The organism is Salmonella sp. 32120201201600049SM, from assembly GCF_017572835.1.
Classification (GTDB): domain Bacteria; phylum Pseudomonadota; class Gammaproteobacteria; order Enterobacterales; family Enterobacteriaceae; genus Salmonella; species Salmonella enterica.
In genome coordinates this window covers 155190-167345 of sequence record NZ_JAGESA010000006.1, presented here as the reverse complement: position 1 = coordinate 167345, position 12156 = coordinate 155190, and the positions used below count along the sequence as shown (strand labels likewise).

10 protein-coding genes are annotated in these 12156 nt (G+C 52.6%); 4 read left to right on the top strand and 6 right to left on the bottom strand.

Annotated features, from left to right (window positions below; translation table 11 throughout):
- Window positions 1-5: 5 nt before the first annotated feature.
- Window positions 6-917, bottom strand: coding sequence for a glycine--tRNA ligase subunit alpha (gene glyQ, locus J4650_RS14705; protein ID WP_001168551.1), 912 nt, complete (start codon window positions 915-917; stop codon window positions 6-8).
- Window positions 918-1055: 138 nt separating this feature from the next.
- A complete protein-coding gene (locus tag J4650_RS14700) occupies window positions 1056-1358 on the bottom strand; it encodes a YsaB family lipoprotein (RefSeq protein ID WP_000605592.1) in 303 nt (100 codons plus the stop codon).
- A gap of 165 nt (window positions 1359-1523) precedes the next feature.
- Here J4650_RS14700 and J4650_RS14695 point away from each other — a divergent pair, with 165 nt between their 5' ends.
- On the top strand, window positions 1524-2519 hold the full coding sequence (locus J4650_RS14695; protein WP_001182577.1) for an acyltransferase: 996 nt from the start codon (window positions 1524-1526) through the stop codon (window positions 2517-2519).
- Window positions 2520-2541: 22 nt separating this feature from the next.
- Here the strand turns inward: J4650_RS14695 and J4650_RS14690 are convergent, their stop codons facing one another.
- The 3 genes from J4650_RS14690 to xylA all read right to left on the bottom strand — a co-directional run bounded on the left by J4650_RS14690 (window position 2542) and on the right by xylA (window position 5946).
- Window positions 2542-2895 carry a YiaA/YiaB family protein gene (locus J4650_RS14690; RefSeq protein WP_000340935.1) on the bottom strand — a complete coding sequence of 118 codons (354 nt, stop codon included), beginning with the start codon at window positions 2893-2895 and terminating at the stop codon, window positions 2542-2544.
- A 174-nt stretch (window positions 2896-3069) separates the two neighbouring features.
- Complete coding sequence (gene xylB / locus J4650_RS14685; protein WP_000275328.1) at window positions 3070-4524, bottom strand: xylulokinase; 1455 nt, start codon at window positions 4522-4524, stop codon at window positions 3070-3072.
- Window positions 4525-4623: 99 nt separating this feature from the next.
- Window positions 4624-5946 carry a xylose isomerase gene (gene xylA, locus J4650_RS14680; protein ID WP_001149561.1) on the bottom strand — a complete coding sequence of 441 codons (1323 nt, stop codon included), beginning with the start codon at window positions 5944-5946 and terminating at the stop codon, window positions 4624-4626.
- Between the two features lie 362 nt (window positions 5947-6308).
- Between xylA and xylR the strand changes: the two genes are divergently transcribed.
- Window positions 6309-7487 (top strand): D-xylose utilization transcriptional activator XylR, encoded by a 1179-nt coding sequence (gene xylR / locus J4650_RS14675; protein ID WP_000459824.1) that lies wholly within the window; start codon window positions 6309-6311, stop codon window positions 7485-7487.
- Window positions 7488-7547: 60 nt separating this feature from the next.
- Here xylR and J4650_RS14670 read toward each other — a convergent pair whose 3' ends face one another.
- A complete protein-coding gene (locus J4650_RS14670; RefSeq protein WP_001575119.1) occupies window positions 7548-8372 on the bottom strand; it encodes a protein bax in 825 nt (274 codons plus the stop codon).
- Window positions 8373-8687: 315 nt separating this feature from the next.
- Here J4650_RS14670 and J4650_RS14665 point away from each other — a divergent pair, with 315 nt between their 5' ends.
- Window positions 8688-10715: an alpha-amylase gene (locus tag J4650_RS14665; RefSeq protein ID WP_000761306.1), complete on the top strand. Its 2028-nt coding sequence runs from the start codon at window positions 8688-8690 to the stop codon at window positions 10713-10715.
- 173 nt (window positions 10716-10888) lie between these two features.
- Window positions 10889-12139, top strand: coding sequence for a valine--pyruvate transaminase (avtA, locus tag J4650_RS14660; RefSeq protein ID WP_000144381.1), 1251 nt, complete (start codon window positions 10889-10891; stop codon window positions 12137-12139).
- The last annotated feature ends 17 nt before the right edge of the window (window positions 12140-12156 follow it).

Sequence of the window (12156 nt, the reverse complement as noted above, 5' to 3'; positions counted from 1 at the left end):
GCCTCTTACTTGTCTTTGTTGCACATCGGGAAGCCGAGGGCTTCACGGGAAGCATAATAAGCCTCTGCCACTGCTTTGGTCAGGGTGCGAATACGCAAAATGTAGCGCTGACGTTCGGTGACGGAGATAGCTTTACGCGCATCCAGCAGGTTGAAGCTATGGGCGGCTTTCAGAATACGCTCGTAGGCCGGCAACGGCAGCGGGTTTTCCAGCGCCAGCAGCTGCTGGGCTTCTTTCTCATACTGCTCGAAGCAGGTGAATAAGAAATCCACATCGGCGTATTCAAAGTTATAGGTGGACTGCTCCACTTCGTTTTGATGGAACACGTCGCCGTAGGTGGTTTTACCCAGCGGGCCATCGCTCCAGACCAGGTCGTAAACGCTGTCCACGCCCTGGATATACATCGCCAGACGTTCCAGACCGTAGGTGATTTCACCGGTCACCGGCTTGCACTCCAGGCCGCCGACCTGCTGGAAGTAGGTGAACTGCGTCACTTCCATGCCATTCAGCCACACTTCCCAGCCGAGTCCCCAGGCGCCCAGCGTCGGGTTCTCCCAGTTATCTTCCACGAAACGGATATCGTGAATGGTCGGGTCCATACCCAGCTCTTTCAGAGAACCGAGATACAGCTCCTGAATGTTGTCCGGAGACGGCTTAATCACTACCTGGAACTGATAGTAGTGCTGTAAGCGGTTCGGGTTTTCGCCGTAGCGGCCATCGGTCGGACGACGAGAAGGCTGCACATAGGCAGTCGCCATCGGCTCTGGCCCCAGCGCGCGCAGGCAGGTCATTGGATGAGAAGTTCCCGCGCCGACTTCCATGTCCAATGGTTGAACAATGGTGCAGCCCTGGCGAGCCCAGTAATCCTGTAAGGTCAGGATCAAGCCCTGGAAGGTCCTGGTATCAAACTTTTGCATATTATTTCGTGCTGGATACGTGTGGATTTAAAGGAAGGAGCCAGTATACCCGCTGGATGCGAGATATACAGTATGAAACCGGTTTGTTTAGCGAAAATTGCCGGATTTCGCGGCATCACACCTCACCAGGCGCGGCTTTTACCGCATAGAAAGATGTAAAAACTGCCCATCTGCATCAAAAGAGCAGACAAAACTCTCTTTACGGAAGGTATTACCCCGCATCTCATAGCTCCCCTGAAACTGTTCGAAACCGGTAACAGCAATTTTCTGTGCGCCAGTATTGTAACGCTGCGCCGCCTGAGCTTTACACAATGCTTCCATATCCAGCGTGCGTGTTGGGCTCACTTTACTCTGCTGGGCTTTTTGCGTCGGTGGCGGTGTCGCAGTGCATCCCACCAGAGCGATGGCTATCATCACAGTACAGAAATACTTCATTATCATTTTTATTACCGTCTGGTTTGCTGGTCAGTCTTATTATTAAGGTTTGTGGGTAACAGAAACATTGTGCGAATCTCCTTACGCCATCACAAGATGTAGCGTAGAAAGTCGGATTTTTCCAGTGAGCCACCGCGCTGGAACTCTATTCAAACGGAAGCTGAGGAACTGATGCAGCCTAAAATTAACTGGATTGATAACCTGCGAGGGATCGCCTGTTTAATGGTAGTGATGATCCATACTACAACGTGGTACATCACCAACGCCCACAGCGTCAGCCCGCTAAACTGGGATATTGCGAATGTCCTGAATTCGGCTTCGCGCGTTAGCGTTCCCCTGTTTTTTATGATTTCAGGCTATCTTTTTTTTGGCGAGCGCTGCGCGCAACCGCGGCATTTTTTACGTATCGCCCTGTGCCTTATCTTTTACAGCGTTGTCGCCCTGGCTTACATTTCACTTTTTACTTCGATCAACGTCGAGCTTTCGCTAAAAAATGTGCTGCAAAAACCCGTGTTTTACCACCTGTGGTTTTTCTTTGCGATTGCGGTGATCTACCTGGTATCGCCATTAATCCAGGTAAAAAACGTGAGCGGCAAAATGCTCCTGATGCTGATGGTGATCATTGGTATTATTGCTAACCCAAATACTGTGCCGCAAAAAATCGGCGGCGTTGAATGGTTGCCCATCAATCTGTATATCAACGGCGACACGTTCTACTACATTCTCTACGGTATCCTGGGCCGCGCCATTGGCATGATGGAGACGCAAAAGCCATCGCTGACGCTTATCTGCGCTGCCCTGTTCATCATCGCGGTATTTGTTATTTCTCGCGGCACATTGCATGAATTACGCTGGCGCGGAAATTTTGCCGATACCTGGTATCTGTATTGCGGTCCCATGGTGTTTATTTGCGCCGTCTCACTGTTCACGGTAGTTAAAAATAAGCTGAATGCGCGGACGTTACCTGGACTGGGGCTTATCTCCCGCCACTCGCTGGGTATTTATGGTTTCCACGCGCTGATTATCCATGCGCTACGTACTAATGGTCTGGAGTTAAAACGTTGGCCGCCGTTAGACATCGTGTGGGTTTTTGCCGCGACGGTGACAGGAAGCCTGCTACTTTCCATGCTGTTACAGCGTATTGATAAACGGAAATGGGTTAGCTAAACGACAATGATGGCTCCGGCCATCATTCATCATCACTGTAGGAAGCGTAAAGATCGGTTCCATATATACTGACCCCCAGCGCCACCAGACACAGTATTTTCAGCGCGCCCGCCAGCGCCAGGTTAAATACGCCGACCGCGACCATGCCGATGCCAAGCAACAGCAAAGATTTGCAACGAGAAAGCAAGCGGCCATTTCCCGTGTGCTCCTGGCGAATTAAGACTGGAAAACCACACATGACGATTGCCGCAAAAAAATATCCCTTTTCGCTTAATGTATGACAGCCTGGCCACAGTCCCACCAGGTATACCACTGCACCGACAACTAACATTCCCAGGCCGAATATCCGTTTCCTGCGCGCAACGTGATCGTCCATCTCACTCTCCTTGTGGTTGTGTGAGACACATTAAGCGAAGAAATAGCGATGAAAAAGGCGCCTGCCCAGCAATAATATAAAAATCAGAAAACACACATACTTACTTCGATATAATTCAATAGAATTAATATTTACGGGAAATGCCTTTCGGCCAAAACCGAAAGGCATTCTGACTTAGGACATCAACGGCAACAGCTGCTGATAAAGTCGACGGAAGGTTTCACGACGTTGTTGATAAACCGCATGACGCTGCGCATCAGGATAATGCGCCTGCTCCAGCGGCAACTGCGGCAATACATCGGCAAGCGGGGTCTGTTTATTCACCGCAATTTGCGCCAGACGCGCCGCGCCCAGCGCTGGCCCTACATCGCCGCCAGTACGATAATCAAGCTGTAGCCCGCTAATATCAGATAGCATCTGACGCCAATATTCGCTGCGCGCCCCGCCGCCGATAAGCGTCACGCTGGCGGGTTTGACGCCGCAGGCGTGAACCACATCCATACCGTCCGCCAGAGCATATCCCACGCCCTCCAGTACCGCCCGCGCCAGTTCCGCCGGGCCATGCTGATGGGTTAAACCAAAGAAAACGCCTTTTGCCTGCGGATTATTGTGCGGCGTGCGCTCGCCGGACAGGTACGGCAAAAACCAGATCGAATCGGCATGCTCATCCGCCTGCTGTGCGGCGGCAATCAGCGCCGGGACGTTCTCCTGCCCGGTGAGTTTAGCCGCCCAGTCCAGACAAGAGGCGGCGCTCAACATCACAGACATTAAATGCCAGCGTTCCGGCAGCGCATGGCAAAAACTGTGTACTGCGCTCTCCGGTTTACTCAGAAAGCCGTCGCTGACGGCAAAATAGACGCCCGATGTTCCGAGCGAGAGCATCGCCTGTCCGGCATCGATCATTCCTACGCCGACCGCGCCTGCCGCATTGTCGCCGCCGCCCGCCACCACGGGTACTGTTGGCATTCCCCATGCGCTGGCGACCTCTGGCAGCAACGTTCCGGTAATGTCACTACCTTCAAATAACGCTGGCATCTGCTGTCGGGTTAAATGACAGGCGTTGAGCATAACGTCGCTCCAGTCGCGCTTTTTCACGTCCAGCCACATCGTTCCCGCCGCATCCGACATATCGCTGGCAAAGACGCCTGTCATTCGCAGCCGCAGAAAATCTTTCGGCAGCAGAACCTTGTCTATCTGGTAGAAAATATCCGGTTCGTGGCGCTGCACCCAAACTAATTTGGGCGCGGTAAAACCGGGCATCATCAGATTACCGGTTATCGCTCGCGACTGCGGCACCTGTTTTTCCAGCCAGGCGCACTCTTCGCTACAGCGTCCGTCATTCCATAAAATCGCTGGTCGCAGAACCTGCTGACGGCTATCAAGTAATGTCGCGCCATGCATTTGTCCGGCGATGCCCAACGCCCGGACGCCACTTAACGACTGTTGCCGACCTAAACCTTTAACCGCACGATCCGTCGCCTGCCACCACTGCTCTGGTTCCTGTTCCGACCATAAGGGATGCGGACGCGATACGGTCAGTTTTTCAGTATGCGTAGCCAGCACATCGCCCTGCTCATTCAACAGGATAGCTTTTACACCCGATGTACCAAGATCGATCCCGATATACATAGTGTGGGTTCCTTTACTGAAAGCGCCCGGCAGCGCTACGCTTACCGGGCTAATCACGACTACAGGCCGGGCTAACGCGGAGTCGCCCGGTAGATAGAGTTATTTATCAAACAGATAACGGTTAACCAGATTTTCTAACAGTTCCTGATGACCGCTTTGATGTACTGGCGCCAGATTATGCTGCTCCGCATACTGCGCCAGTTCGCCTAAGGAGAGTTGTCCTTTCAGAATCTGCTGCCCCAGCTCGCCATTCCAGCCGGCATAGCGCTTCGCCACGCGTTTATCCAGCTCGCCGTCTTCAACCATACGCGCGGCAATTTTCAGCGACAACGCCATCGTATCCATCGCGCCGATATGACCGTAGAACAGATCGTATTTATCGGTGCTCTGGCGACGAACTTTGGCGTCGAAGTTGAGACCGCCCGTCGTGAATCCGCCCGCTTTCAGGATTTCGTACATCACCAGCGCGTTCTCTTCAACGCTAATCGGGAACTGATCGGTATCCCAGCCCAGTTGCGCATCACCGCGGTTGGCATCAACGGAGCCAAAAATACCCAGCGCGATAGCGGTCGCGATTTCATGGTGGAACGAATGGCCCGCCAGCGTCGCGTGGTTCGCCTCAATGTTCACTTTGATCTCTTTTTCCAGGCCGAACTGTTTGAGGAAGCCATAGACCGTTGCAACGTCATAATCATACTGATGTTTTGTCGGTTCCTGCGGTTTCGGTTCAATCAGCAGCGTGCCCTGGAAGCCCATTTTATGTTTGTGCTCGACCACCATTTGCATAAAGCGGCCAATCTGTTCGCGTTCCTGGCGCAGATCGGTATTCAGCAACGTTTCATAACCTTCGCGCCCGCCCCACAGGACGTAATTTTCGCCGCCCAGTTTATGCGTGGCGTTCATTGCCGTAACCACTTGCGTCGCTGCCCAGCTAAAGACTTCCGGATCCGGGTTAGTGGCGGCGCCTGCGCCATAGCGCGGGTTGGTAAAGCAGTTCGCCGTTCCCCACAGCAGTTTTACGCCGCTCTGCTCCTGTTTCGCCGCCAGCACATCCACCATCTGCGCGAAGTTGTTTTTATATTCTTTCAACGACGCGCCTTCCGGCGACACATCCACGTCATGGAAGCAATAAAAAGGCACATTCAGTTTGTGGAAAAATTCAAACGCCACGTCCGCTTTGCGTTTCGCCAGCTCCAGCGCTTCGCCCGGTTGCTGCCACGGACGATTAAACGCGCCTACACCAAACATATCCGCGCCGTTCCAGCAGAAGGTATGCCAGTAACAGGCCGCGAAACGCAGGTGATCTTCCATACGTTTACCTAAAACCAGCTCGTCGGGATTGTAATGACGAAATGCCAGCGGGTTAGTCGATTGAGGGCCTTCATAGCGAACACGATCGAGTTGGTCAAAATAAGCCTGCATAGTGAGCTCCATAATCAGATAAGACGGCAAGTAAACGACATAACGTCATACTGGAATTTCCTGATTTATTGCTCAATTACGTTATTTCACACCGCTATTAAGAGAATCCCCAAATGTGCTCTGGCTCTCAAAAAAACGCTGAAAACCACAGAAGAAAAAAGCGATCGCGATCGAATCCTGGCAAATAAACAAAAAACCGTAATATATAGATAAGAAATGACAATTGTCATCCGCCGTTTGCTGTGATGAATTTCGCATAACGTTTCAGGCGCAAAATAATTTGTCATCATTCGCCAGACCGTTATGTCAGCCGTTTTGATAGTATCCATGAGTCCAGGTTCACTTTTGCAGGATATATCCTCATGTTTGATAAACGTCACCGCATCACTCTGTTATTTAACGCGAATAAAGCCTATGACCGTCAGGTAGTGGAGGGGGTGGGTGAATATTTACAAGCCTCGCAATCCGAATGGGATATATTTATTGAGGAAGATTTCCGTGCCCGTATCGATAACATTAAAGAGTGGTTAGGCGACGGCGTTATTGCCGATTACGATGATGACGATATCGCGCAATTATTAGCCGATGTCGACGTACCCATTGTCGGGGTCGGCGGTTCTTACCATCTTGCTGAAAATTATCCCGCCGTTCATTACATCGCCACCGATAATCATGCACTCGTTGAAAGCGCTTTCCTGCATTTAAAAGAAAAAGGCGTTAACCGCTTCGCGTTTTACGGTTTGCCCGACTCCAGCCGCAAACATTGGGCGGCGGAACGGGAATACGCCTTTCGCCAGTTGGTCGCCGAGGAAAAATACCGCGGCGTAGTCTATCAGGGGCTGGAAACCGCGCCGGAAAACTGGCAGCACGCGCAAAATCGCCTCGCCGACTGGCTTCAGACGCTGCCGCCGCAAACCGGCATCATTGCCGTAACGGATGCCCGCGCCCGTCACGTATTGCAGGCCTGTGAACACCTGCATATTCCGGTGCCGGAAAAACTTTGCGTTATCGGTATTGATAACGAAGAGTTAACCCGTTACCTGTCGCGCGTCGCGCTTTCCTCCGTCGCGCAGGGGGCGCGGCAAATGGGCTATCAGGCGGCGAAACTGCTGCACCGTTTGCTGGCGCGCGAAGAGATGCCGTTACAGCGCATTCTGGTGCCGCCGGTGCGCGTCATTGCGCGCCGCTCGACAGACTATCGCTCCCTGACCGATCCGGCGGTTATCCAGGCGATGCACTTTATTCGTAACCATGCCTGTAAGGGCATTAAAGTCGAGCAGGTGCTGGACGCGGTTGGGATTTCACGTTCAAACCTGGAAAAACGTTTTAAGGAAGAAGTTGGCGAGACGATACATGCGCTGATCCACGCCGAAAAGCTGGAAAAAGCGCGTAGTTTGTTGATTTCTACCACGTTGGCGATAAACGAAATTTCGCAAATGTGCGGCTACCCGTCACTGCAATATTTCTATTCGGTGTTTAAAAAGGAGTACGTCACTACGCCTAAGGAGTATCGCGACCAGCATAGTGAAGCGTTGTTGTAGTTTATCCAGCCTACAGACGCCTTGTAAGCCGGATAGCGTAGCGCCATCCGGCACACAGAATTACATATGCGCGGCGATCAGACGCTGGTTGTCCTGGTACATCGCGAACAAGTAGTTGTTATAGCGCGACCCCTGGGTAGAGTAACCCTTCAGCTTATGAATCATCGCCGTGGCGGTGACTTCCTGATCCGCCTTACGCAGTTGGGCGCGCGACTTGCGGAAAGAGGAATAAGCCGGATGCGTGTTCAGGTTGGCGACATACGCGCTCACCGACTCCTCAACCGACGCGAATTGCGAGTAACCTTTCACCTTACCCGGCGTATTGGTACAACGCCCTTTCGTGCACTTCATGCCGAACAGGTTATTGTTACTACGCGCCAGTTTAGAGGTTCCCCAGCCGCTTTCCGCCGCCGCCATCGTCGCCACCATGCTGGTTGGGATAATGTCGACGCGCTCCAGCAACGTATTCCACGGAATACGACGCGTGTTGCCGGACCAGCTCACTTTATAGCGCTTCGCGATATCTTTCATACGCGCGCGTTCAGACGGCGACCAGCGGTTCTGGTACTGTTTTGAGATCAGCCAATTACGGTCCGCGGTAATCGCGGCATTTTGGCTGGTGATGTAAGGCATAACGGTCCGGAGAAACGCTTTTTTTCTGGGGGTTCCGGAAGGGTATTTTCGCAAATCAGGAAGTGAACTGCTCTTTGCACTATTGCGAGAATACTCTTGTTTACTGCTAACCTGTTTATAACTTGTCTCAGTTATGTGGGACTTTTGACTCGTTTGTGTTGCGTGCGTCTTTGCCAGCACCTCACCCGAAAATGCGATGGTGAGTAACATAAGAATCATTGCCCCATATCGTCGCATGGGAGTCAATATCATTAGGTCTCCTGGTCGGATTGATACATTCCAACACCTTTTATTTTTCACGAAGTTAAGGTTTGAACCCCAAATTCTAGCAAAAATAGGCTTAAAAAGCACCTCAGGGAATAGTCTTAATCCGAAACTATGTCAACTATTAACGATAACAGGCAGCAATAATGCCAATAAAATGTGATGCTTATCGCAAATAGAGGCGTTTTTTTGCGCCTCGTCGCTCACCCTCGCGCCTCCTCCTGCGCGACTCTCTGCTGAGGAGGAGTTCATTCGCCTAAAAACCAGGCAAGCTGATGAATATTGCCCACAAAGGATAGCGTGATGAAACTTGCCGCCTTCGCTCTGACGCTGATACCCGGTATCGCGATCGCCTCATCATGGACCTCACCCGGTTTTCCGACGTTCTCGACGCAGGAAACCGGGCGCTTTACCAGCCATGCTGCATTAACAAAAGGTACACGCGCGTTAACGCTCCATATTGACCAGCAGTGCTGGCAGCCCTCCGGCGCCATAAAACTCAACCAGATGTTATCGTTAAAACCCTGCGAAGGCGCGCCGCCGCAATGGCGTTTGTTTAAAGATGGCGACTATACGATAACGGTAGATACCCGCTCCGGTACGCCGACCCTGTTGTTATCGATAAAAACTGAACCTGAACGCACCGCGCAGCTCGCCTACCAGTGTCCCGTCTGGGATGGTTCGCCGCTCACGCTGGATGTTCGCCAAACCTTTCCGGAAGGGACGGTAGTGCGCGATTATTACAGTGGTCAAACCGATACCGTCCAAAACGGGCAAATCACGCTGCAACCTGCCGACAGCCACGGGCTTTTATTGCTGGAACGCGCGGAAACCCATGCATCAGCGCCTTTTAACTGGCGCAACGCCACCGTTTATTTTGTGCTTACGGATCGCTTTCGCAATGGCGATGCAACCAACGACCACAGCTATGGTCGCCATAAGGATGGTATGCAAGAGATTGGCACTTTCCACGGCGGCGATTTGCGCGGGTTGACGAGTCAACTGGACTATCTACAGCAATTAGGCGTGAACGCCTTGTGGATAAGCTCGCCGTTTGAACAGATCCACGGCTGGGTCGGCGGCGGAACAAAAGGCGATTTTCCTCATTACGCCTATCACGGCTATTACACTCAGGACTGGACGACGCTGGATGCCAATATGGGCAGCGAAGCCGATCTCCGCGCGCTGGTCGACGGCGCGCACCAGCGCGGCATCCGTATTTTATTTGACGTAGTAATGAATCATGCCGGTTACGCCACGCTGGCGGATATGCAGGAGTATCAGTTCGGCGCGCTCTATTTATCCGGCGCGGAACGGCAAAAAATTCTCGGCGATCGCTGGACAAACTGGCGACCCGCCGCCGGACAAAGCTGGCACAGCTTTAACGACTACATCAACTTCAGCGACAGCGCCGCCTGGGAAAAATGGTGGGGGAAAAAGTGGATTCGTACCGATATTGGCGACTACGACAGTCCGGGATTTGACGATTTAACCCTGTCGCTGGCCTTCCTGCCGGATATAAAAACGGAATCTACCACGCCTTCCGGCCTACCCGCGTTCTATGCCAACAAACCCGGTACTAAAGCAAAGTTCATTGAAGGCTATACGCCACGGGATTATCTGACTCACTGGTTAAGCCAGTGGGTGCATGATTACGGCATTGACGGGTTCCGGGTCGATACTGCCAAAAATGTTGAGCTTCCTGCCTGGCAACAGCTAAAAGCCCAGGCCAGCGCGGCGTTACATGAATGGAAGCAGGCCAATCCGGACAAAGCGCTGGATGATAGCCCGTTCTGGATGACTGGCGAAGCGTGGGGCCACGGCGTCATGAAAAGTGATTATTATCGCTATGGTTTCGACGCGATGATCAATTTTGATTATCAGGAGCAGGCGGCGAAAGCGGTCGATTGCCTGGCGGAAATGGGACCAGTCTGGCAGCAGATGGCGGATAAAATGCAGGATTTCAACGTATTAAGTTACCTCTCCTCGCATGATACGCGCCTTTTCCGTGAGGGCGGTGATAAGGCGGCGGAACTGCTGCTGCTTTCGCCGGGCGCGGTGCAGATCTTTTACGGCGATGAATCCGCTCGTCCCTTCGGCCCCACCGGCTCCGACCCGCTGCAAGGCACCCGTTCAGATATGAACTGGCAGGACGTGAGCGGAAAGTCAGCCGCAGCCGTCGCGCACTGGCAGCGTATTAGCCAGTTCCGCGCCAGACATCCCGCCATCGGCGCAGGCCAACAAACCACGTTGACGCTAAAACATGGGTACGGTTTTGTACGCCAGTACGGCGACGATACGGTGATGGTCGTCTGGGCGGGCCGCCGCTAATCGTGGCGCTACCGGTCTCCTCGCGTACCGGTAGCCCCTTCAAAATAAAAAACTAACCTGATAAAAATTTGCAGCATAAAACATCAACACTACCGCCTGACCCCCATTTGCGCCCCGCCATTTGTAGCGTTATGGTTATCCACTTTGACAGACAGTTCGATAGATCACCCGTTATGACATTTTCACTTTTCGGCGATAAATTTACCCGCCATTCAGGCATTACCCGCCTGATGGAGGATCTCAACGACGGCTTACGCACGCCAGGAGCCATCATGCTTGGCGGCGGTAACCCGGCACACATCCCTGCAATGCAGGATTATTTCCAGACGCTACTGACAGATATGGTAGAAAGCGGCAAAGCCGCTGATGCGCTTTGTAATTATGACGGTCCCCAGGGAAAAACGGCGCTACTGAATGCACTGGCCGTACTGCTACGTGAAACGCTGGGATGGGATATCGAACCACAGAATATTGCGCTGACAAATGGCAGTCAGAGCGCGTTTTTCTACTTATTTAATCTCTTCGCCGGACGTCGCGCCGACGGCAGTACGAAAAAGGTACTATTCCCGCTTGCGCCGGAATACATCGGCTATGCAGATTCCGGTCTGGAAGACGACCTCTTCGTTTCGGCGCGCCCAAATATTGAACTGCTGCCGGAAGGCCAGTTTAAGTATCACGTCGATTTTGAGCATCTGCACATCGGCGAAGAAACGGGGATGATTTGCGTCTCGCGCCCGACCAACCCAACCGGTAACGTTATCACCGACGAAGAGCTGATGAAGCTGGACAGACTGGCGAATCAGCACAACATCCCACTGGTGATTGATAACGCTTACGGCGTACCGTTTCCGGGCATTATCTTTAGCGAGGCGCGCCCGCTGTGGAACCCCAATATTATCCTATGCATGAGCCTCTCGAAGCTGGGGCTGCCCGGTTCCCGCTGCGGGATTATCATCGCCAATGATAAGACGATTACCGCCATTGCCAACATGAACGGCATTATCAGCCTTGCGCCCGGCGGCATGGGTCCGGCGATGATGTGCGAAATGATTAAGCGTAACGATCTGCTGCGGCTGTCGGAAACGGTTATCAAACCTTTCTACTATCAGCGCGTTCAACAGACTATCGCGATCATTCGTCGCTATTTATCCGAAGAACGCTGCCTGATTCATAAACCGGAAGGCGCAATATTTTTGTGGCTGTGGTTTAAAGATCTGCCGATTACCACCGAGCTACTCTATCAACGCTTGAAAGCGCGCGGCGTGCTGATGGTGCCAGGCCACTATTTCTTTCCCGGACTGGATAAACCCTGGCCGCACACACACCAGTGTATGCGGATGAACTACGTGCCTGAACCGGACAAAATCGAGGCGGGCGTAAAAATTCTGGCAGAAGAGATAGAACGCGCCTGGCGTGAAGGCTGACGGTTATTCCGGCCATC

Excerpts from the sequence above, each read along its gene's own strand:
- xylR (WP_000459824.1), top strand. The coding sequence starts at position 6,309 with ATGTTTGATAAACGTCACCGCATCACTCTGTTATTTAACGCGAATAAA.
- xylB (WP_000275328.1), bottom strand. The coding sequence starts at position 4,524 with ATGTATATCGGGATCGATCTTGGTACATCGGGTGTAAAAGCTATCCTG.
- avtA (WP_000144381.1), top strand. The coding sequence starts at position 10,889 with ATGACATTTTCACTTTTCGGCGATAAATTTACCCGCCATTCAGGCATT.
- J4650_RS14665 (WP_000761306.1), top strand. The coding sequence starts at position 8,688 with ATGAAACTTGCCGCCTTCGCTCTGACGCTGATACCCGGTATCGCGATC.
- xylA (WP_001149561.1), bottom strand. The coding sequence starts at position 5,946 with ATGCAGGCTTATTTTGACCAACTCGATCGTGTTCGCTATGAAGGCCCT.
- J4650_RS14700 (WP_000605592.1), bottom strand. The coding sequence starts at position 1,358 with ATGATAATGAAGTATTTCTGTACTGTGATGATAGCCATCGCTCTGGTG.
- glyQ (WP_001168551.1), bottom strand. The coding sequence starts at position 917 with ATGCAAAAGTTTGATACCAGGACCTTCCAGGGCTTGATCCTGACCTTA.
- J4650_RS14690 (WP_000340935.1), bottom strand. The coding sequence starts at position 2,895 with ATGGACGATCACGTTGCGCGCAGGAAACGGATATTCGGCCTGGGAATG.
- J4650_RS14670 (WP_001575119.1), bottom strand. The coding sequence starts at position 8,372 with ATGATATTGACTCCCATGCGACGATATGGGGCAATGATTCTTATGTTA.
- J4650_RS14695 (WP_001182577.1), top strand. The coding sequence starts at position 1,524 with ATGCAGCCTAAAATTAACTGGATTGATAACCTGCGAGGGATCGCCTGT.